Raw genomic sequence first — 20,028 nt, forward strand, 5'->3', positions numbered from 1 at the left:
GTGAGGGGTGTAATGACCTGAGCGCAAGCCTACTCCTTCAGCGTGACGGCGAAAATGGGAACGTTCCCGAAATCGGGCAAAGATCACAATAATCTGTGTTAGGGGGTTACGAAAGGTGGGCCGGAATAACGATCTGACGCGGCTCAGCGCGCCCGTTGATCTGCTCGATCAGCTGCGCGGCGGCCTGTCTGCCGGACTCGGCGTAGCCCGGATCGACGGTGATGATCTCCGGGTGCAGGAACTTCATCAGCGGCGTGCTGCCGACGCTCGCCACCTGCAGGCTTTCGATGCGCTGCTCCTGCAGATATTTGCTGGCACCCAGCGCCAGGGTATCCGTGGCGCACACCAGCGCGGTGGTCTGCGGCGTCAGAACGCTGGCGACCTGCTCGTAGCCCTGCTTCATGCCCAGCCCGGGCAGGGAGGCCACGGCGGAAAGATTGTGCTTTTTGCAAAAGGCCAGGTACGCCTCATGACGACGCTTGCCGGTGGTGACGTCCGCGTGCGGGACACCGAGGAAGCTGATGTGGCGATGGCCTTCGTCATACAGGCGCTGCATCAGGGTGATAATTGCGCCCTCGTCGTCATAGCAGACGGAGGCAAAGCCGTGGGCATCGCGCGCCAGCAGCACCAGCGATGGCTGCCAGGGTTTTAGCATCTCGTCCTTAATGCCGGTAAAACCGAACAGCACCACGCCATCAATGTTGCGCCTCTGGAGCATACCCAGATGCTCTTCAACCAGTTGCGACGAGAACTGGCTTTCCATCATGATCGGATCATACCCCTGCTCATAGAAGGCGGGGAGCATGGTCTGCACGGCGAGGTTTTCAGACAGAGAGTCCAGACGCGAGACAATGATGGCGACGACTTTGTCACTCTGCCCGCGCATGGCGCGCGCGGAGCGGGAAGGGGAAAATCCGTGCTGATTCATGACCGCCTCAACGCGCTCGCGGGTGCGTTCGCTGACGCCGCTCTCGTTGTTCAGCACGCGTGAGACGGTCGATTTCCCCACGCCGCTTAAACGCGCGATGTCTTTAATCGTAAGGCGGTTCTGCATGCTGTATTCCCTGTAACAACGACGATGTAGTGAATTGAGCCTAATGCTATAGCGCGATTTCGCTATGGGCAAAGTCTGGTTTACGTTCGGTTTATTTGCAGGGGGGTATAATACCGCCCGAATCGTCATAAAGGGTATGCCTAAATCCCTGGACTGCGCGGCGACACCCTACTTTTTACTTACCGGAGGCTTCATGGATCCCGATCCCACACCTCTCCTGAACGGGAGAATGCGTTCTTTCCGGTAAGCCAGCCTGTTGCTGACTCACCGGTGATGTGAGGCAGCAACGTCTTAAACGTTCCTGCTTGAAAAATTGAGTGCCTCTCAGGTACGGCTTTGCCACGCCTGAAGGAATTGCTGCGTCCGCCCCGGCGGATGCGGAGGAATGACTATGTTTAAAAATATCACCCGGCAGCTGCAGGCCCTGATGAGCCGCCACCTGCCACACCGTCTTGTTCAGCGCGACCCGCTGCCCAATGCCAAAAGCATGGCGGGCACCGCGATCCCCGCGTCCCTGACCGAACGCTGCCTGAACGTGGCGGCGATGGATGAAAACGAAGTCTGGCGCGCGTTCGGCGGGCACCCGGAAGGGCTGAACGCGGCAGAAGTGGAAAAAATCCGCGCCGTGCATGGCGATAACCTCATTCCGGCGCAAAAGCCGTCTCCGTGGTGGGTACACCTGTGGCTCTGCTACCGCAACCCGTTCAACCTGCTGCTGACCGTGCTCGGCCTCATCTCCTACGCGACGGAAGATCTGTTTGCCGCAGGGGTGATTGCCCTGATGGTGGGCATCTCCACGCTGCTGAACTTTATTCAGGAAGCGCGCTCCACCAAAGCGGCGGACGCCCTGAAGGCGATGGTCAGCAACACTGCGACCGTCTCGCGCGTGATTAACGATCTCGGCGCAAACGCCTGGGTGGAGCTGCCTATCGACCAGCTGGTGCCGGGCGATCTGGTGAAGCTGGCCGCGGGAGACATGATCCCGGCGGATTTACGCATCATCCAGGCGCGCGATCTGTTCGTCGCGCAGGCCTCCCTGACCGGGGAATCCCTGCCCGTTGAAAAGGTGGCGCGCAGCCGCGACCCGCAGCAGATGAACCCGCTCGAGTGCGACACCCTGTGCTTTATGGGCACCACGGTCGTCAGCGGTACGGCGCAGGCGATTGTCACCGCCACCGGGGGCAATACCTGGTTCGGCCAGCTTGCCGGGCGCGTCAGCGAGCAGGAGAGCGAGCCGAACGCCTTCCAGAAAGGGATTGGCCGCGTCAGCATGCTGCTGATCCGCTTTATGATGGTGATGACGCCAATTGTGCTGCTGATCAACGGCTATACCAAAGGCGACTGGTGGGAGGCGGCGCTGTTTGCGCTCTCCGTGGCCGTCGGCTTAACGCCGGAAATGCTGCCGATGATTGTCACCTCCACGCTGGCGCGCGGGGCGGTGAAGCTCTCTAAACAGAAAGTGATCGTTAAACACCTCGACGCCATTCAGAACTTTGGCGCGATGGACATTCTCTGCACCGATAAAACCGGCACCCTGACGCAGGATAAAATCGTGCTGGAGAACCACACCGATATTTCCGGCAAAACCAGCGAGCGCGTGCTGCACAGCGCGTGGCTGAACAGCCATTACCAGACCGGGCTGAAAAACCTGCTCGACGTCGCGGTGCTGGAAGGGGTGGATGAAGAGTCAGCCCGCACGCTCTCCGGGCGCTGGCAGAAGGTGGATGAGATCCCGTTCGACTTCGAGCGCCGCCGCATGTCGGTGGTGGTGAGCGAGCAGACTGATGTTCACCAGCTGATCTGCAAAGGCGCGCTGCAGGAGATCCTCAACGTGTCGACGCAGGTGCGCTATAACGGCGACATCGTGCCGCTGGACGACACCATGCTGCGCCGCATCAGGCGCGTCACCGACAACCTGAACCGTCAGGGGCTGCGCGTGGTAGCCGTCGCAAGCAAGTTCCTGCCCGCACGCGAGGGTGACTATCAGCGTATCGACGAATCCGATCTGATCCTCGAAGGTTACATCGCCTTCCTCGATCCGCCGAAAGAGACTACCGCGCCGGCGCTGAAGGCGCTGAAGGCGAGCGGTATTACCGTCAAAATTCTGACCGGCGACAGCGAGCTGGTGGCGGCCAAAGTGTGCCATGAAGTGGGGCTGGACGCGGGCGACGTGGTGGTGGGGAGCGATATTGAACATCTCTCAGATGACGAGCTGGCGCAGCTTGCTCTGCGCACCACGCTGTTTGCCCGCCTGACGCCGATGCACAAAGAGCGCATCGTCACCCTGCTCAAGCGCGAAGGGCACGTGGTGGGCTTTATGGGCGACGGCATCAACGACGCGCCCGCGCTGCGCGCTGCGGACATCGGTATCTCTGTTGACGGCGCGGTGGATATCGCCCGCGAAGCGGCGGATATCATCCTGCTGGAAAAGAGCCTGATGGTGCTGGAGGAGGGCGTGATCGAAGGTCGACGTACCTTCGCCAATATGCTCAAGTACATCAAAATGACCGCCAGCTCCAACTTCGGTAACGTCTTCAGCGTGCTGGTGGCGAGCGCGTTTCTGCCGTTCCTGCCGATGCTGCCGCTGCACCTGCTGATCCAGAACCTGATGTACGACGTGTCTCAGGTGGCGATCCCGTTTGATAACGTCGACGACGAGCAGATCCAGAAGCCGCAGCACTGGAACCCGGCGGATCTGGGGCGCTTTATGCTGTTCTTCGGCCCGATTAGCTCCATCTTCGACATCCTGACCTTCTGCCTGATGTGGTTTGTGTTCCACGCCAACACCCCGGAACATCAGACGCTGTTCCAGTCCGGCTGGTTCGTGGTAGGCCTGCTGTCGCAGACGCTGATTGTGCATATGATCCGCACTCGCCGCATTCCGTTTATCCAGAGCCGCGCTGCGTGGCCGCTGATTGTGATGACGGGCATTGTGATGGCGCTCGGCATCGCGCTGCCGTTCTCGCCGCTGGCAGGCTACCTGCAGCTGCAGGCGCTGCCGCTGAGCTACTTCCCGTGGCTGGTGGCGATCCTTGCGGGCTATATGGTGCTGACCCAGATGGTGAAAGGGTTCTATGCGCGCCGGTATGGGTGGCAGTAAAAACATACCCTCACCCTCAATTCAACAACCTGTGATCTCCGTCGGCGCATTCGCTTGACGACAAATTGAGCGCATGTTAACAGAATGTTTTGCCTTTATTTGGCCCGTCAGATAAGGAACATTCATGTTACGGTACAGTCTCTTAACCGCCGGGCTGATGCTCGGCGCCTCTGCCTTTGCCGCCCCGGCAGGGGATCTCCCTTTGATGCCCTGGCCTGCCAAAGTCGAACGCCCGACGACTCAGGGCGCGCTGGTGCTTAACGATAAAATCTCTGTCAGCGTCAGCGGCGACGATCTCGGTGACGCCGTTAACCGCCTGCGCCAGCGCATTGCCCTGCAAACCGGCTGGACGCTGCAGCCGCAGGCCGACAAGCCTGAAAAGCCGACCATCCGTATCGCGATTGCCAAAAAGGTAAAACCGCAGCCGCTGCCGGACAGCGATGAAAGCTATAGGCTCACGGTGGACGCCAGCGGCGTCGATATCTCCGCCAATACCCGCTTCGGCGCGCTGCGCGCCATGGAAACGCTGCTCCAGCTGATGCAGAACGGCGCGGAAAACACCTCGCTGCCGTGGGTCACCGTTGAAGATTCGCCGCGCTTCCCGTGGCGCGGGCTTCTGCTCGACTCGGCGCGTCACTTTATTCCGCTGCCGGATATCAAGCGCCAGATCGACGGCATGGCCGCGGCAAAGCTCAACGTCCTGCACTGGCACTTAACCGACGATCAGGGCTGGCGCTTCAGCTCGAAGCGCTACCCTAAGCTGACGCAGCTCGCCAGCGACGGGCTGTTCTACACGCCGGAACAGATGCGCGAGGTCGTGCGTTACGCAACCGAGCGCGGCATTCGCGTGGTGCCGGAGATCGACATGCCCGGCCACGCCTCGGCAATTGCCGTGGCCTATCCGGAGCTGATGAGCGCCCCGGGGCCGTACGCCATGGAACGCCACTGGGGCGTGCTGAAGCCAGTGATGGATCCCACAAAAGAGGCAACCTACGCCTTTGCTGACGCGATGGTCAGCGAACTGGCGGCGATCTTCCCCGATCCTTATCTGCATATCGGCGGCGACGAGGTGGACGACAGCCAGTGGAAAGCGAACGCCGCGATCCAGAACTTCATGCGCGACAACAGGCTGGCGGACAGCCACGCGCTGCAGGCGTATTTCAACCGCAGGCTGGAAACGATCCTCGAGAAGCATCACCGTCAGATGGTCGGCTGGGACGAGATCTATCACCCTGACTTACCAAAAAGCATCCTGATCCAGTCCTGGCAAGGGCAGGACGCGCTGGGGCAGGTGGTGCAGAACGGCTACAAGGGCATTCTCTCTACCGGTTTCTATCTCGACCAGCCCCAGTCCACCGCCTATCACTACCGCAACGAAATCGTTCCGCAGGGGCTAAACGGTGTGGATGTGATTGCAGACACCGACAGCGCCCAGAGCTGGGCCTTTTCCATGCCGCGCCTGAAGGGCAAGCCGGTGGAGGGGAGCTTCACGCTGGTGAAAGGGGACGCCGGCTGGCGCGGGTTTATTGATTTTGCCGGGAAATCCCGCCGCGCGGTGCAGAATATCGAATGGCGCGATGACAGCCAGGTCACGTTTACCGTCGACACGTGGATGGGCGAAACGCGCCCGGTCGTCACCGTCGATAACGACAAGCTCACCGGCTATTTCCTGGTGGGGAATACGCGCTACCCAATCAGCGGCACGCGTCTGGACGCGGTGCCAAAAGGCATTCCGCCCGTCGTGCCAGACGTGGCGAATCAGGCCAACCTACTCGGCGGGGAAGCCGCGCTGTGGGCGGAAAACGTGGTGGCGCCGGTGCTGGATATTCGCCTGTGGCCGCGTACGTTTGCGGTGGCGGAGCGGCTGTGGTCCGCGCAGGACGTCAACGACGTCGATAACATGTACACCCGCCTTCAGGCGATGGACAGCTGGTCGACGGTGTCGGTCGGGCTGCAGCAGCATACCCAGCAGCAGGTGCAGTTCACGCGCCTCGCCGGTAATGCTGACGCTCTGCCGCTGCAGATCCTCGCTCAGGCGCTTGAACCGGCTCAGTATTACACCCGTCAGCACCTGAAGTTCCAGGCGGGAAATTATCATCAGTTCGAACCGCTCAACCGCTTCGCCGATGCGCTGAACGCCGAAAGCGCCACCGTGCGCCAGATGAACAAATGGGCGGACCGCCTGGTGAGCGATGCGGAAGACGCGGAAAGCGCTGAGGCGCTGCGCCACGTCTTTAATCGCTGGCAGAGCAACACCAGCGACGCTCTCGCGTTAAGCGAAAACAGCTATCAGCTAAAGGCGATGAAGCCGGTGATTCAGGAGGTGGATAAGCTAGCCTCGATTGGCCTGCGGCTAACCGATCTGGTGGCGCGTCAGGGCACGCTGGACGATAAAGAGATAGCGTCGATTCAGAGCGAGCTGGATAACGCGGCGAAGGTCCAGGACGAGGTGGTGATTGCGGCGGTGTACCCGCTGGAGACGCTGCTCAGGGCGACGCGGAATCAGTAGCAAGCAACAAAAAAGGCAGCCCGGGCTGCCTTTTTTTATCGCCAAAGCGAATTAGCGACGTACCGCAATCGCTTCGATTTCAATTTTCACGTCTTTTGGCAGACGGGCCACTTCCACGCAGGAGCGCGCCGGGAAGGTGGCGTTGTGCTCGGTGAAGAACGCTTCGTAGGTGGCGTTAACGGTGGCGAAATCGTTCAGATCTTTCACGAAAACGGTAGTTTTCACGATATCGCCCACTTTCAGGCCTGCGGATTCCACGATAGCCTGCACGTTTTCCAGCGACTGACGCGCCTGTGCCGCCACGTCTTCCGGCACCGCGCCGGTTTTTGGGTTCACCGGGATCTGACCTGAAGTGATGATCATGCTGCCCAGATCAACGCCCTGAACGTAGGGGCCGATAGCCGCGGGTGCATTTTCCGTCGCGAGTACTTTGCTCATGTTTTCTCCAGAATTACAGCGTTAAGAATGTTCCCGGCCATTATAACAGCCGGGATTTCATTACCAACCTCAATTAGTTGGCCAGCACCACATAATGAGAAAACTCTTTTTCGCAGTATTTGCATTTGAGCGCGATGTCATCGGCGCGTTTTTTCACTGCAAAGCTGGAAGAAACCGGCTCAGCGTGGCTGATGCAGTTGCTGTTCGGGCAGACCAGCACGCTTTCGATGCGATCCGGCAGGCTCGGACGGGATTTGCCGACCACTTCATACTCGTCAATGCGGTTGACGGTGGCGTCCGGCGCGTACAGCGACAGCTGGTTGACCTGCTCGTCGGTCAGGAAGGTATTCTCGATTTTAATCAGATCCTTGCGGCCCATCTCGCCCGACGGCAGGTTCAGACCGATGGTGATGCGCTGGTCGGTTTCGGTCAGTTTGAACAGCGTCAGCAGCTTAAAGCCCACCTGCGCAGGGATGTGGTCAATCACGGTGCCGCGCTTGATGGCTTCAACCTGGAGTTTGTTATCGTGTGTCATGGTCGTTTCCCCTTACAGTGCCAATTCGCGATTCAGAACCAGTGCCAGTAACGCCTGGCGAGCGAAGATGCCGTTCCCGGCCTGCTGGAAGTACCAGGCGTGCGGCGTCTTATCCACGTCTGTTGTGATCTCATCGATGCGCGGCAGCGGGTGCAGCACCTTCATGTTGTCGCGTGCGCCCTCAAGATCGCTGGCGCGCAGCACGAACTGCGCCTTCACGTTGGCGTATTCGGACGGGTCCAGACGCTCTTTCTGCACGCGGGTCATGTACAGAATATCCACGTGGCTCATCACCTCTTCGATGCTGGCATGCAGGCTCCACTGAATGCCTTTTTCGTCCAGCATGTCGAGAATGTACTGCGGCATCGCCAGCGCGTCCGGGGCGATAAAGAAGAAGCGGTTGCCGTTAAATTTCGCCAGCGCCTGGGTCAGGGAGTGGACGGTGCGGCCGTATTTCAGGTCGCCGACCATGGCGATATTCAGGTTCTCGAGCTTGCCCTGCGTCTCCTGAATGGTGAACAGATCCAGCAGGGTCTGCGTCGGGTGCTGGTTGGCACCGTCACCGGCGTTCAGCACCGGAATGCCGCCGGAAAACTCGGTCGCCAGGCGCGCCGCGCCCTCCTGCGGGTGGCGCATCACAATCGCGTCGACGTAGGTGCTGATGACTGAAATGGTATCCGCCAGGGTTTCGCCTTTTTTACCCAGCGACGTGTTGCTGCTGTCCGAGAAGCCCACCACGCTCGCGCCCAGGCGGTGCATGGAGGTTTCAAAGGAGAGGCGGGTGCGGGTTGACGCTTCGAAGAAGCAGCTCGCAATCACCTTGTGCTTCAGCAGCTCCGGTTGCGGATTAGCCTTCAGTTTTGCCGCGGTTTCCAGAACCAGTTCCAGCTCTTCGCGGCTGAGGTCGTTTATGGAAATGATGTGTTTTTGATAAAGCGGATTCATGTTTATCTCCTGACGCCGGGCAAAAAAAAGCCCCTCAAATGAGGGGCTCTGGGAATAGGTTTAGCAACGGGAAGAAAAACGGCAGGCCAGCGTCTGATTTCAGACGCGGTAAGACGTTATGTCGTACACGCTTGACCATGCTTCCTCCCGGCAAATTGTCGGGCATTATACGCAGCTCGCTTTTCGGATCAAGCGATTTAATGCACGCTTTACTCAATGCAAACGGTTCTTTATGAATATTAATGCGTTCTGAGTAAATAATTAATTTGCTTATGCACCAGAGCGGTGCGCTTCACGACCCGGGGAGCGACCCAGACGATACTGCTGCCGGCCACCACGCCTAAAATTTCCGGTAGCTGGTGATAATCCAGAATACGCGCCACCGCGCGGCCATATCCGGCGACGGTATGAACAAGGATAAACTCGCTATTATGCTCGACGCTGACCACCATTTCGGACACGGTACGCGCGGCGTCCGGGGCAGGGAGCAGCTGGGGATTCAGCGAATAAATCTTTAGCCCTTTGGCATTTCGAATTTTTATAACACCGAGCAATTTAAGCAGACGTGAAACGGTGGACTGGCTGATGGTCTCAAAACCACGCTCCTGCAAATCCCGGCGGATCTCCTCCTGAGAGAGATAGCTCTTTTCTGCGATCAGGCGCTGGCAGACCGTCAGCTGTAGTTGCTCTTTGGGAGAGTACTCTTCGTAATCCATCATAGTTCCCATATCAGTTCCCGAAATAACCGGTGGCACCGCACCGATCCGTAGGCCGGATAAGCGCAGCGCCATCCGGCAAATCACAACAAGGCACCCAGACTTAACGCCACCATAATCACCACCGTTAATATCCCCAGCAGCGGCGCCACCCATTTCAGATAACGTACGTAGGGCACGCGGGCGATAGCCAGCCCGCCCATCACGACGGCAGAGGTGGGCGTGACGAGGTTAACGATGCCGGAGGCCGACTGGTAAGCCGTCACCACGAGGTCGCGGTTGACGTTAGCGAAATCGGCAAGCGGCGCCATGATCGGCATCGTCAGAACGGCCAGGCCGGATGAAGAAGGCACAAGAAACGACAGCACGACCTCCAGCCAGTACATCACGTTGATAAACGCTACCGTGGACAACCCGCTGACCAGCCCTTCCGCGCTGTGCAAAATGGTGTGAGTAATCATGCCCTTATCCATGATGACTACGATACCGCGCGCGATGCCGATAATCAGCGCGACGCCCAGCAAATCTCGCGCGCCGTTGATAAACGTCGACGTCAGCTCCTCTTCGCTCATGCGGGCGATAAGCCCCACGATGATGGCGCTGGCGAGAAACACCGCTGAGATCTCCGCCATCCACCAGCCCAGCACCGCCACGCCGTAGATCATCACCGCGAAGGCGAGGGCGAAAATCACCAGGATGATTTTGCGCACCGGGGTGAATTCCAGCGACCGTGCGCCCTTGTCGCCGAGGAAATGGGCGCGGTTCTCTTCCTGCTTATCCGCAACGATCGACAGCGACGGATCCTGGCGCACCTTACGGGCGTAACGCATCACCCACGCCACGCAGATGACCCAGCCGATGACCAGCAGCGCCACGCGTAGGGCGATGCCGTTAGTGAAGGGGATCCCGGCAGCGTTGGCGGCGATCACCGTGGCAAACGGGTTAATGGTAGAGCCGAGCGTGCCGATCCCCGCCCCGAGCAGCACGGTGGAGGCGGCGACAACAGGATCGAACCGGGCGGCCAGCATCACCGGCACCAGCAGGGTGTAGAACGGCAGCGACTCTTCGGCCATGCCGTAAATCGTGCCGCCTGCGGCAAACAGCGCCATCAGGATCGGGATCATCCACTCCTCGCGTCCGCGCAGCCGGGTGGTGACGCGTTCGATCCCGGCGTCAATCGCCCCGGTTTTGGTGACGATCCCGAGAAAGCCGCCGATGATCAGAATAAACAGCGCCACGTCGATCGCCCCGGCCTGGCCGGAAACCGGATCGTACAGCCCGGCGATGGGCGCCATCAGGACGGAAACCAGCCCCTGCGGATGCGCCGCCACGTGCGCGTACGTTCCGGCAATCGGGACTTCTTTACCGAGGGTGTCGTTCATCGCCATCTGGTACTGACCGGCGGGGACGACCCAGCTCAGCGCCGCCACAACGGCAATCAGAAAAAAGAGAATGGTGTAAGCGGAGGGAAACTTAAACTTGCCCATGATGTTCTCCTGAAGCCCGGCGCACCCCGCGGCGCGCCGGGCGGTGATTAGTCGCCGAGTGTCGCCACCATGACCGCTTTAATGGTGTGCATGCGGTTTTCTGCTTCATCAAAGACGATAGAGTTCGGTGATTCGAAGACCTCTTCCGTCACCTCCAGCCCCTTCAGCCCGTATGCCATCTCGATCTCGCGGCCCACTTTGGTGTGCTCGTTGTGGAACGCCGGCAGGCAGTGCATGAACTTGACGTTCGGGTTGCCGGTGGCCTTCATCACGTCCGCGTTGATTTGATACGGCTTCATCAGGCTGACGCGCTCGGCCCAGGCCTCCTTCGGCTCGCCCATAGAGACCCACACGTCGGTGTAGAGGAAATCGGTCCCCCGCACGCCTTCTTCCACGTCGTCGGTGAGGGTGATGCGCGCGCCCGTCTCTTTCGCGATGGCACGACACTGCTCAACAAGACCGGCTTCCGGCCAGAAGGATTTCGGCGCGATGAGGCGGATATCCATCCCCATCTTGGCCGCGCCGACCATCAGCGAGTTGCCCATGTTGTTGCGCGCGTCGCCCAGGTAGGCAAAGCTCAGCTCCGGCAGGGTTTTGCCCGGCGCGTGCTCCAGCATGGTCATCAGGTCGGCGAGGATCTGCGTTGGATGGAACTCGTCGGTCAGGCCGTTCCACACCGGCACGCCCGCGTATTCGCCCAGCTCCTCGACGATGGCCTGGCCGTAGCCGCGGTACTCGATGCCGTCATACATGCGGCCCAGCACGCGGGCGGTATCTTTCATCGACTCTTTATGGCCGATCTGCGATCCGCTTGGGCCGAGATAGGTCACCTGCGCGCCCTGATCGAACGCGCCCACTTCGAAGGCGCAGCGGGTGCGGGTGGAGGTCTTTTCAAAAATCAGGGCGATGTTTTTCCCGACCAGGGTTTGCTTTTCGCGCCCGGCTTTTTTGGCAGCCTTCAGCTCGATGGCGAGGTCGATCAGGTACTGGATCTCCGCCGGGGTGTAGTCCAGCAGTTTCAGGAAGTTGCGGTTTTTCAGGTTGATGGTCATGTGGGAAATCCTTTTTAAATTGTTAGCTGTCTGATGCCCTCACCCCGGCCCTCCCCTTTCGGAAGAGGGTTAGGGTGAGGGGGTTTTAGTTGCGAATCAACGTGCCTTTCTCGCCCGCCAGGATCTCCGCGCCGTCATTTAGCGCGCCGATCCCGGCAATGCCGTTGCAGGCTTCAACAAACTCGCGGCAGGCGGCCACTTTCGGCCCCATCGAGCCGGCGTCGAACTGCATGCCCCTGAGCAGCTCCGGCGTCACCTGCGCCAGCGGACGCTGGGTCGGCTTGCCCCAGTCGAGGTACACCGCGTCGGCATCGGTCAGGATCAGCAGGGCGTCGGCCTCGATCTGCCTCGCCAGCAGGGCGGCGGAGAGGTCTTTGTCGATCACTGCCTCAATGCCGCGATAGCCGTTAGCGTTCTCCACGACCGGCACGCCGCCGCCGCCGTTGCAGATCACCAGGTGATCGCGCTGGATCAGCGCCGTGATGGCGTCGCTCTCGACGATGCGCTTCGGCTGCGGCGACGGCACCACGCGGCGGACGTAGCTCCCGTCAGCCTTGAACACCCAGCCTTTTTCCGCCGCCAGGCTTTTCGCCTGAGCTTCGCTGTACACGGGACCGATGTATTTGGTCGGGTTGCTGAATGCCGGATCGGCGGCGTCCACTTCCACCTGGGTGAGCAGGACGCTCACCTCGCGCTGCGGCAGATTGTTTTTCAGCGCCTGCTGGAGCATGTAGCCGATCATTCCCTGGCTTTCAGCGCCGAGAACGTCCAGCGGGTAGGGTGTGACTTTGTCGTAGGCGCTGTTCTGCAGCGCCAGCAGCCCGACCTGCGGGCCGTTGCCATGCACCAGCACCACGCGCCACTGCGCCGTCAGCCCGGCGATGATGCGGGCGGCCTGCTCGATGTTCTGGCGCTGGATTTCGGCTTCCAGCGGCTCGCCGCGCTTGAGCAGCGCGTTGCCGCCCAGGGCCACAACCAGAGTGGGTTTTCGTTCCATGATGGCTCCTTTAAATTCCGTCGCGTTCAAGCGGGCAGCTCATGCAGCGCGCGCCGCCGCGTCCGCGTCCGAGTTCGTCGCCCGGGATGGGCAGCACGGTGATGCCCGCTTTGTCGTACTTCTCGTTGGTCCAGACGTTGCGCTCGTAGCCGATCACCACGCCCGGGCGGATGGTCAGGACGTTGTTGGCGTCGTTCCACTGCTCGCGTTCGGCTTCAAAGGCGTCGCCGCCGGTGGTGATCAGGCGCACCTGGCTAATGCCGAGGGCTTTCTCGATGGCGTGCAGCAGATCGGTTTCCTGAGTGCGCATAAGGCCGCCGCGTCCGTCCGGAGTAAGCGTCCAGCACTGGGCGTCTTTGCGCACCACTTCCGGGTAGACGGAGAAGGTGTCCACGTCGATGTGGGTCATGACGGTGTCGAGGTGCATGCAGGAGCGGTGTTTTGGCAGCTCAACGGCGATCACTCGCTCGGCCTGGCGGTGTTTGAACAGGCTGTTGGCGAGGAACTCCACGCCCTGCGGCGTCGTGCGCTCGGACATGCCGATCAATACCGCCCCACGACCAATAACCAGTACGTCGCCGCCTTCTAAGGTGGCGTGGTCGTAATTAATATTCTCGTCGCCGAAATACTTAATAAAATCCCCGTTGGCAAACGCCGGGTGCCAGCGATATATTGCCCGCAGGTTATTGGTTTCACGCTGACGCGCCGGTTTGGCCATTGGGTTAATAGAGACGCCGTTATAGATCCAGCACGAAGTATCGCGAGTAAATAAATGGTTCGGCAGCGGCTCCATAATAAAATCATTCGCCGTGTGGGTATCCACCACCATATTTTTAATGGCCGCCGGAATTTCGCCGTAGGTTAATCCGCCGCTCAATCTGCGCGCCAGTTCGCGGTGCGGCATATCCGCCAGCCAGCCGCGCACGTCGCCAGCAAAGGCTGGGCCGAGGCGGTAGTCAGAGATTTGGGTATCCAGCAGCCAGGCTTTTGCTTCTGCAATATCAAGGGTTTGTGTCAGAAGGTCGGTCAACAGCAGGACTTCCACACCCTGCTCGCGCAGCGTGTTTGCGAAGATGTCATGCTCCTCACCCGCCCGTTCAACCGAGAGCACGTCATCGAAAAGCAGCTCCTGACAATTCGATGGCGTTAAACGTTTCAGACTTAAATTTGGGCGGTGCAGCATAACGCTACGCAATTGACCAATTTCAGAACCGACGTAATGCTTTTCCATAATTATTCCTTTAACTGTTTTTCAGAATAAAAAGGGCATGCGCCATGTGATGTGTTTAATTTCATGGCGGCTAAGCTCAATTGATTTCGTGATTCATACTAGGCAGTTAAATAATCCGTATTGTGATATTGCTCACGCGAAATTGGATATTGAGGAGTTTGTTTTAATTTGCATGATTCGCATCAGATAATGATTAATTTCATATTATTGAGGGGTGAATAGCTAAGCAGGATCCGGTGGCATTATTTGAGGTTGTTATTATTTTGTAGATTTTAATCTTTAGGGATATGTTTTTATGTGACTGATTTTAAATGATAAATATCATCTATAAGAATGGCTATGCAATTAACGTAATTAACTATTTTTGACTTAATAAAAATCAATAAATAATTATGGTTTTTTAGAGCAAATTATCAAAACAGTAAAGTGTGAGGCGACAACGGGTTTTGTTAATTAGACAGCATGATCAAGAGGTTAGAACAGTCGTGAGATAAGCGTTGATTAAGGTTATGCATAACCCCTGCATAATTGCCTGGACCGGATTAACAGTGGGTTAACACATTTTCCGATAAACATGCGCTCGCGCAAACCTCTTCCAAAAAGGGCTGGTATGGCAGCCTTAACTCTCGTATAAAAGAAAAAATGAAACGTTGTTTTACATAGAGGTATTTCACATGATTATCGGCAACATCCACCATCTGCAGCCCTGGCTACCTGACGCGCTGCGCCAGGCCATTGAGCACGTCAAAGCCCACGTCACCGACGCTACGCCGCTCGGCAAGCACGACGTTAACGGCAACAGCCTGTTTTATCTGGTCTCGGAAGATATGACCCAGCCGTTCGGCGAGCGCCGCGCCGAGTACCATGCGCGCTATCTGGATATTCAGATCGTGATGAAGGGTCAGGAGGGGATGACCTTCAGCACCCTGCCGCACGGCGCGCCGGACACCGACTGGCTGGAGGATAGAGACATCGCGTTCCTGCCGGAAGGCGAGCAGGAGAAAACCGTGGTGCTGAGCGAAGGGGATTTTGTGGTGTTCTGGCCGGGCGAGGTGCATAAGCCGCTGTGCGCGGTGGGAGCACCGGCGCAGGTGCGCAAGGTTGTGGTGAAAATGCTGATCGGCTAAACGGGTTTACTCCCTCTCCCTGTGGGAGAGGGTTAGGGTGAGGGCACCAGCGCGCAGAGGACCAAATCACTCCCCAAGCGTCGCCACCATCACCGCCTTAATGGTATGCATCCGGTTTTCTGCCTGGTCGAACACGATGCTCGCCGCCGACTCAAACACCTCGTCCGTCACCTCCATCCCGCCGTGCAGGTCGAACTCCTTCGCCATCTGCTTGCCGAGCGTTGTCTGGTCGTCATGGAATGCCGGCAGACAGTGCAGGAACTTCACGTTCGGGTTGCCGGTCAGCGCCATCATCTGCGCATTCACCTGATACCCGCGCAGCAGCGCAATCCGCTCCGCCCACTTCTCTTTGGCCTCGCCCATCGACACCCACACGTCGGTATAGATAAAGTCCGCGCCCTTCACGCCCGCCGCCACGTCTTCCGTGAGAGTGATCTTCCCGCCGTGTTTTTCCGCCAGCGCGCTGCACTCTGCCACCAGGCTCTCTTCCGGCCAGCAGGCCTTCGGAGCCACCAGGCGCAGATCCAGCCCGGTCAGCGCCGCCGCTTCCAGCATCGAGTTGCCCATGTTGTTGCGCGCGTCGCCCGCGTAGACCAGCGTCATCTCGTTAAACGCCTTGCCCGGCAGGTGCTCCTGCATGGTCAGCAGGTCCGCCAGCAGCTGGGTCGGGTGGAACTCGTTGGTCAGCCCGTTCCACACCGGCACGCCCGCATACTGCGCCAGCGTCTCGACCACTTCCTGGCCGTGACCGCGATACTGAATGCCGTCGTACATCCGCCCGAGAACCCTTGCGGTGTCCTTAATTGACTCTTTATGCCCAATCTGGCTGCCGCTCGGCCCTAAATAGGTAACGCGCGCGCCCTGGTCAAATGCGGCAACTTCGAAAGAGCAACGGGTACGGGTCGAGTCTTTTTCGAAGATGAGCGCGATGTTTTTACCGGTAAGCTTCTGTACTTCCTTGCCATTTTTTTTATCGGCCTTGAGCTGTGCCGCAAGGGTCAGCAAAGAAGTGAACTGTGCAGGGGTAAAGTCGAGCAATTTCAGAAAGTGTTTCTTGTATAAATCGGACATTTTATCCTCGCATGGCGAACGCCACTTATTGAATTAAAATTCACTTTATATTTGTAATTATTCATTTGCAACCCCGTTTCATAAATCTTTCTTACAAAGGTGGAGGCAAACCCGTCCGTGTGTGAAAATAGAAGTATCTGCCGCACTTTAAAGAGGATTGAGCCATGGCAAACCCGGAACACCTGGAAGAGCAACGCGAAGAGACGCGTCTGATTATTGAAGAACTGCTGGAAGACGGTAGCGATCCGGACGCGCTGTACACCATCGAGCACCATTTCTCTGCGGATGATTTCGACGCGCTGGAAAAACTGGCCGTGGAAGCCTTCAAGCTGGGTTACGAAGTGACCGAGCCGGAAGAGCTGGAAGTGGAAGAGGGCGATACCGTCATCTGCTGCGACATCCTGAGCGAAGGCGCGCTGAAGGCGGAGCTTATCGACGCGCAGGTAGAACAGCTGATGAACCTGGCCGAAAAGTTTGACGTGGAATACGACGGCTGGGGAACCTACTTCGAAGATCCGAACGGTGAAGACGGCGAAGAAGGCGACGACGAAGATTACGTCGACGAAGACGACGACGGCGTGCGTCACTAAGCGTTTCAGGCGGTGGCGCGCGCCACCGCTTTTTCAAGGCAGAACCATGGATTACCCGCAGATACTCGCCCCCGTACTCAACTTCCTCCAGTGCCCGACCCCGCAAGCATGGATTGATAAAGCCCGCGACCCTGCGAACCTGCCGCTGCTGCTCACCGACCACATGGTGTGCGAGCTCAAGGCCGCCCAGACCGCGCTGCTGCTGGTGCGTAAATACGTCGCCGACGAAAGCGGTGCCGACGCGCTGCTCGACTGGCTCAAACCCTACGAACAATTCACCTTCCGCGACGGCCCGGAGCCGAACTTCATCGACCTGCACAGGCAGATTGGCAAAAGCGTGATGCCCAAAACCGACGACCCGTGGGGCCAGGCGCTTATCGACAGCATGGTGCTGCTGATTAAAGAGGAGCTGCACCACTTCTGGCAGGTGCGCGAGGCGATGCTGGCCCGCGACATTCCGTACGTCAAAATCACCGCCAGCCGCTACGCCAAAGGGATGCTGAAGGAAGTGCGCACCCACGAGCCGCTGACGCTGATCGATAAGCTCATCTGCGGCGCCTACATCGAAGCCCGCTCCTGCGAACGCTTCGCCGCGCTGGCCCCGTTCCTCGACGACGACCTGCAGAAGTTCTATCTCTCGCTGCTGCGCTCGGAAGCGCGCCACTATCAGGACTACCTGACGCTTGCCCGGCAGGTAAGCGACGACGATATCTCACCGCGCATACAGCTTTTTGGCGAAATTGAAGCCACACTTATCTCGACACCGGACCACGAGTTTCGCTTCCACAGCGGCGTGCCGGTGTAAACCGGCACAACTCAAGGATAAGGATGCGAGATGAATAAGACGTGGACCCGTACCGTGATGGTTGTTGTGGTGGCCGCCGCCGTCGCGTTCTGGGTGTTCTTCGACAAAAAGCAGCAGAGCCCGGAGCAGCAGTTAAATACCGCGCTGAACGAAATGCCCGCCTGGCAGGTGATTAAGGAGCAGGAGCCCGCGCTGCATCAGCGCATCCTCGACCAGATGGCCGCCCTGCAAAAAGCGGGCGAGCCGGAGCAGCAGATTATCGACACCATCCAGCCGCAGATCCTGCATCTGCAGATGTCGCGTCTGCAAAACGCCCCGGACGCCAACGTGGTGAACTACATGACCATCAACATGGAGCAGACCGCCGCCATCCAGAAGGTGAGCGACGATGCCTGCTTCCGCTTCCTCTACCCGACGGTGAAGGGCGGCGTGAACCCGATGCGCATGCTGGATAAAGACCTGATGGCGCGGCGCATGCAGGCCGACGCCGACATGATGCGCGCGGCCTACGGCAAAAACCGCCACACCGTGACCCAGGACGAACGCGAGGCGGCTGTCGAGGACGTGCGACCGATTATGAAGGCTCTTGCCGATAAGTACGGCGAGGACATCCAGCTATTGCAGATGCCGGAGAAGGCGGCGGGCAAAGAGAAGCTCTCCTGCGATATGGTGCAGGAGATGTGGGCGAAGGTGCTGGCGCTGCCGGAGCAAAAGGCGGCAGGGGTGATTCGGCTGGCGGTGTCTGAGCTGGAGTGATGAAGGACGCTGGTTTTTTGGGCACTTAGCGCGGGTTTAGCGCGTCGTCGCTTGCATGGCGGCGCGCGACAGGTATAATCCACAACGTTTCCGCATCCCCTTCAGTGCCGAAGTGGCGAAATCGGTAGACGCAGTTGATTCAAAATCAACCGTAGAAATACGTGCCGGTTCGAGTCCGGCCTTCGGCACCATTAGTACTTCCAAGACCATCCGAGAAAGTCCAATTATCCCTTAAAAATCAATGCTTTCAGCGATTTTTACGTCCTGAGTCGTCCGAGGTTGTCCGTTGAAATCCGGATGTCATTGGGGGCATAATTGGGGGCATCTTAACTTCGATTAGAAATGTGCCCCCAAATGAAGCTCAACGCCAGACAGGTCGAGACCGCAAAGCCAAAAGACAAAACCTACAAAATGGCCGATGGCGGCGGTTTGTATCTCGAGGTTTCGGCCAAGGGTTCTAAATACTGGCGCATGAAATACAGACGCCCCTCAGACAAAAAAGAGGATCGACTCGCTTTTGGTGTTTGGCCTACTGTGACGCTTGCTCAGGCAAGAGCAAAGCGCGACGAAGCTAAAAAGCTGTTAGTGCAGGGCATTGACCCAAAAGCCGAACTGAAAGAAGCTCAGGCCGAGAATTCGGGGGCATATACTTTCGAAACCATTGGCCGTGAATGGCATGCTAGTAACAAGCGCTGGAGTGAAGACCATCGATCACGCGTTCTTCGCTATCTTGAGCTTTATATCTTCCCTCATATCGGTTCATCCGACATTCGCCAGCTCAAAACCAGCCACCTGTTAGCCCCGATTAAAAAAGTTGATGCCAGTGGTAAGCATGACGTTGCGCAGCGTCTTCAGCAGCGTGTCACGGCTATTATGCGTTATGCCGTACAGAACGATTACATCGACTCAAATCCAGCCAGTGATATGGCCGGTGCGCTATCGACAACAAAAGCGCGGCACTATCCTGCTTTGCCCTCTAGCCGCTTCCCAGAGTTTCTTGCTCGTCTTGCTGCATATCGTGGCCGTGTAATGACACGGATCGCGGTCGAGCTTTCCTTACTCACTTTTGTACGTTCCAGTGAGTTACGTTTCGCGCGTTGGGATGAATTCGACTTCGATAAATCTCTTTGGCGTATACCGGCAAAACGAGAAGAAATTAAAGGCGTGCGTTACTCGTATCGTGGCATGAAAATGAAAGAGGAGCATATTGTTCCTCTCAGTCGGCAGGCGATGGTTTTATTAGAGCAGCTCAAGCAAATTAGTGGTGATAAAGAGCTGCTGTTCCCGGGAGATCATGACGCAACTAAGGTTATGAGTGAAAACACGGTAAACAGTGCATTGCGTGCAATGGGATATGACACGAAAACTGAGGTCTGTGGGCATGGGTTCAGAACGATGGCGCGTGGTGCGTTGGGGGAGTCAGGGCTATGGAGCGATGATGCGATCGAGCGCCAGTTGAGCCACTCGGAGCGTAATAATGTGCGTGCTGCTTATATTCATACTTCTGAGCATTTGGATGAGCGTCGTTTGATGGTGCAGTGGTGGGCAGATTTTCTATATTCCAATAAATCACGTTCTATATCTCCTTATGATTTTGCTAGAGAAGCATCATAAA

At 58.0% G+C, this 20,028-nt stretch carries 19 protein-coding genes, 1 tRNA gene and 1 pseudogene; 9 read left to right on the forward strand and 12 right to left on the reverse strand.

The window, feature by feature from the left end:
- Positions 1 to 106 precede the first annotated feature (106 nt).
- A complete protein-coding gene (gene treR / locus KGP24_RS02665; RefSeq protein ID WP_223562276.1) occupies positions 107 to 1,054 on the reverse strand; it encodes a trehalose operon repressor TreR in 948 nt (315 codons plus the stop codon).
- A 391-nt stretch (positions 1,055 to 1,445) separates the two neighbouring features.
- Between treR and mgtA the strand changes: the two genes are divergently transcribed.
- Complete coding sequence (mgtA, locus tag KGP24_RS02670; protein ID WP_223562277.1) at positions 1,446 to 4,154, forward strand: magnesium-translocating P-type ATPase; 2,709 nt, start codon at positions 1,446 to 1,448, stop codon at positions 4,152 to 4,154.
- A 124-nt stretch (positions 4,155 to 4,278) separates the two neighbouring features.
- Entirely contained in the window at positions 4,279 to 6,663 is a 2,385-nt protein-coding gene (locus KGP24_RS02675; protein ID WP_223562278.1) for a family 20 glycosylhydrolase, read from the forward strand.
- A gap of 51 nt (positions 6,664 to 6,714) precedes the next feature.
- Here KGP24_RS02675 and ridA read toward each other — a convergent pair whose 3' ends face one another.
- The 4 genes from ridA to KGP24_RS02695 all read right to left on the reverse strand — a co-directional run bounded on the left by ridA (position 6,715) and on the right by KGP24_RS02695 (position 8,720).
- Complete coding sequence (gene ridA / locus KGP24_RS02680; RefSeq protein ID WP_008501391.1) at positions 6,715 to 7,101, reverse strand: 2-iminobutanoate/2-iminopropanoate deaminase; 387 nt, start codon at positions 7,099 to 7,101, stop codon at positions 6,715 to 6,717.
- A gap of 73 nt (positions 7,102 to 7,174) precedes the next feature.
- On the reverse strand, positions 7,175 to 7,636 hold the full coding sequence (gene pyrI, locus KGP24_RS02685; RefSeq protein WP_023310197.1) for an aspartate carbamoyltransferase regulatory subunit: 462 nt from the start codon (positions 7,634 to 7,636) through the stop codon (positions 7,175 to 7,177).
- Between the two features lie 12 nt (positions 7,637 to 7,648).
- The gene (gene pyrB / locus KGP24_RS02690; RefSeq protein ID WP_023310198.1) at positions 7,649 to 8,581 is read right to left on the reverse strand and encodes an aspartate carbamoyltransferase; all 933 of its coding nucleotides are present in this window, start codon (positions 8,579 to 8,581) and stop codon (positions 7,649 to 7,651) included.
- Between the two features lie 34 nt (positions 8,582 to 8,615).
- On the reverse strand, positions 8,616 to 8,720 hold the full coding sequence (locus KGP24_RS02695; protein ID WP_022646880.1) for a pyrBI operon leader peptide: 105 nt from the start codon (positions 8,718 to 8,720) through the stop codon (positions 8,616 to 8,618).
- Here KGP24_RS02695 and KGP24_RS02700 point away from each other — a divergent pair.
- Positions 8,700 to 8,824 (forward strand): annotated as a pseudogene (locus tag KGP24_RS02700) (hypothetical protein). The gene KGP24_RS02695 and the pseudogene KGP24_RS02700 sit on opposite strands and share 21 nt — an antisense overlap.
- Here KGP24_RS02700 and KGP24_RS02705 read toward each other — a convergent pair.
- The 5 genes from KGP24_RS02705 to arcA form a co-directional block, all read right to left on the reverse strand.
- Positions 8,821 to 9,300 (reverse strand): ArgR family transcriptional regulator, encoded by a 480-nt coding sequence (locus KGP24_RS02705; protein ID WP_223563443.1) that lies wholly within the window; start codon positions 9,298 to 9,300, stop codon positions 8,821 to 8,823. The pseudogene KGP24_RS02700 and the gene KGP24_RS02705 overlap by 4 nt on opposite strands.
- 80 nt (positions 9,301 to 9,380) lie before the next feature.
- Positions 9,381 to 10,784, reverse strand: a complete 1,404-nt coding sequence (locus KGP24_RS02710) for a YfcC family protein (protein WP_223562279.1) — start codon at positions 10,782 to 10,784, stop codon at positions 9,381 to 9,383.
- 47 nt (positions 10,785 to 10,831) lie between these two features.
- Positions 10,832 to 11,836 (reverse strand): ornithine carbamoyltransferase, encoded by a 1,005-nt coding sequence (gene argF / locus KGP24_RS02715; protein ID WP_223562280.1) that lies wholly within the window; start codon positions 11,834 to 11,836, stop codon positions 10,832 to 10,834.
- 85 nt (positions 11,837 to 11,921) lie between these two features.
- Positions 11,922 to 12,833: a carbamate kinase gene (gene arcC / locus KGP24_RS02720; protein WP_223562281.1), complete on the reverse strand. Its 912-nt coding sequence runs from the start codon at positions 12,831 to 12,833 to the stop codon at positions 11,922 to 11,924.
- Positions 12,834 to 12,843: 10 nt separating this feature from the next.
- Entirely contained in the window at positions 12,844 to 14,064 is a 1,221-nt protein-coding gene (gene arcA / locus KGP24_RS02725) for an arginine deiminase (protein ID WP_223562282.1), read from the reverse strand.
- Positions 14,065 to 14,738: 674 nt separating this feature from the next.
- On the opposite strand from arcA, the gene KGP24_RS02730 reads away from it, so the two are divergent.
- Complete coding sequence (locus KGP24_RS02730; protein ID WP_223562283.1) at positions 14,739 to 15,191, forward strand: YhcH/YjgK/YiaL family protein; 453 nt, start codon at positions 14,739 to 14,741, stop codon at positions 15,189 to 15,191.
- Between the two features lie 66 nt (positions 15,192 to 15,257).
- On the opposite strand, the gene argF (KGP24_RS02735) is transcribed toward KGP24_RS02730, so the two are convergent.
- Together argF (KGP24_RS02735) and KGP24_RS02740 are read right to left on the reverse strand one after the other, a co-directional pair.
- A complete protein-coding gene (argF, locus tag KGP24_RS02735) occupies positions 15,258 to 16,262 on the reverse strand; it encodes an ornithine carbamoyltransferase (RefSeq protein ID WP_023299201.1) in 1,005 nt (334 codons plus the stop codon).
- Complete coding sequence (locus KGP24_RS02740; protein ID WP_223562284.1) at positions 16,232 to 16,327, reverse strand: hypothetical protein; 96 nt, start codon at positions 16,325 to 16,327, stop codon at positions 16,232 to 16,234. Before KGP24_RS02740 ends, argF (KGP24_RS02735) begins: the two co-directional genes overlap by 31 nt.
- Before the next feature lie 99 nt (positions 16,328 to 16,426).
- On the opposite strand from KGP24_RS02740, the gene rraB reads away from it, so the two are divergent.
- From rraB to KGP24_RS02765, 5 genes are all read left to right on the forward strand, one after another.
- Positions 16,427 to 16,852, forward strand: a complete 426-nt coding sequence (gene rraB / locus KGP24_RS02745; RefSeq protein WP_023334329.1) for a ribonuclease E inhibitor RraB — start codon at positions 16,427 to 16,429, stop codon at positions 16,850 to 16,852.
- 46 nt (positions 16,853 to 16,898) lie between these two features.
- Positions 16,899 to 17,657 carry a tRNA isopentenyl-2-thiomethyl-A-37 hydroxylase MiaE gene (gene miaE / locus KGP24_RS02750; RefSeq protein ID WP_223562285.1) on the forward strand — a complete coding sequence of 253 codons (759 nt, stop codon included), beginning with the start codon at positions 16,899 to 16,901 and terminating at the stop codon, positions 17,655 to 17,657.
- Positions 17,658 to 17,687: 30 nt separating this feature from the next.
- Entirely contained in the window at positions 17,688 to 18,413 is a 726-nt protein-coding gene (locus tag KGP24_RS02755) for a topoisomerase II (protein WP_223562286.1), read from the forward strand.
- Between the two features lie 106 nt (positions 18,414 to 18,519).
- Positions 18,520 to 18,604: transfer RNA gene (locus tag KGP24_RS02760), tRNA-Leu, on the forward strand.
- A 163-nt stretch (positions 18,605 to 18,767) separates the two neighbouring features.
- Positions 18,768 to 20,027 (forward strand): integrase arm-type DNA-binding domain-containing protein, encoded by a 1,260-nt coding sequence (locus KGP24_RS02765; RefSeq protein WP_205916058.1) that lies wholly within the window; start codon positions 18,768 to 18,770, stop codon positions 20,025 to 20,027.
- The last annotated feature ends 1 nt before the right edge of the window (position 20,028 follow it).

It is taken from the genome of Enterobacter sp. JBIWA008 (assembly GCF_019968765.1).
Taxonomy (GTDB): domain Bacteria; phylum Pseudomonadota; class Gammaproteobacteria; order Enterobacterales; family Enterobacteriaceae; genus Enterobacter.

Coding starts and splice junctions, on each gene's coding strand:
- treR (WP_223562276.1), bottom strand. CDS start 1,054: ATGCAGAACCGCCTTACGATTAAAGACATCGCGCGTTTAAGCGGCGTG.
- mgtA (WP_223562277.1), top strand. CDS start 1,446: ATGTTTAAAAATATCACCCGGCAGCTGCAGGCCCTGATGAGCCGCCAC.
- KGP24_RS02675 (WP_223562278.1), top strand. CDS start 4,279: ATGTTACGGTACAGTCTCTTAACCGCCGGGCTGATGCTCGGCGCCTCT.
- ridA (WP_008501391.1), bottom strand. CDS start 7,101: ATGAGCAAAGTACTCGCGACGGAAAATGCACCCGCGGCTATCGGCCCC.
- pyrI (WP_023310197.1), bottom strand. CDS start 7,636: ATGACACACGATAACAAACTCCAGGTTGAAGCCATCAAGCGCGGCACC.
- pyrB (WP_023310198.1), bottom strand. CDS start 8,581: ATGAATCCGCTTTATCAAAAACACATCATTTCCATAAACGACCTCAGC.
- KGP24_RS02695 (WP_022646880.1), bottom strand. CDS start 8,720: ATGGTCAAGCGTGTACGACATAACGTCTTACCGCGTCTGAAATCAGAC.
- KGP24_RS02705 (WP_223563443.1), bottom strand. CDS start 9,300: ATGATGGATTACGAAGAGTACTCTCCCAAAGAGCAACTACAGCTGACG.
- KGP24_RS02710 (WP_223562279.1), bottom strand. CDS start 10,784: ATGGGCAAGTTTAAGTTTCCCTCCGCTTACACCATTCTCTTTTTTCTG.
- argF (WP_223562280.1), bottom strand. CDS start 11,836: ATGACCATCAACCTGAAAAACCGCAACTTCCTGAAACTGCTGGACTAC.
- arcC (WP_223562281.1), bottom strand. CDS start 12,833: ATGGAACGAAAACCCACTCTGGTTGTGGCCCTGGGCGGCAACGCGCTG.
- arcA (WP_223562282.1), bottom strand. CDS start 14,064: ATGGAAAAGCATTACGTCGGTTCTGAAATTGGTCAATTGCGTAGCGTT.
- KGP24_RS02730 (WP_223562283.1), top strand. CDS start 14,739: ATGATTATCGGCAACATCCACCATCTGCAGCCCTGGCTACCTGACGCG.
- argF (WP_023299201.1), bottom strand. CDS start 16,262: ATGTCCGATTTATACAAGAAACACTTTCTGAAATTGCTCGACTTTACC.
- KGP24_RS02740 (WP_223562284.1), bottom strand. CDS start 16,327: ATGAATAATTACAAATATAAAGTGAATTTTAATTCAATAAGTGGCGTT.
- rraB (WP_023334329.1), top strand. CDS start 16,427: ATGGCAAACCCGGAACACCTGGAAGAGCAACGCGAAGAGACGCGTCTG.
- miaE (WP_223562285.1), top strand. CDS start 16,899: ATGGATTACCCGCAGATACTCGCCCCCGTACTCAACTTCCTCCAGTGC.
- KGP24_RS02755 (WP_223562286.1), top strand. CDS start 17,688: ATGAATAAGACGTGGACCCGTACCGTGATGGTTGTTGTGGTGGCCGCC.
- KGP24_RS02765 (WP_205916058.1), top strand. CDS start 18,768: ATGAAGCTCAACGCCAGACAGGTCGAGACCGCAAAGCCAAAAGACAAA.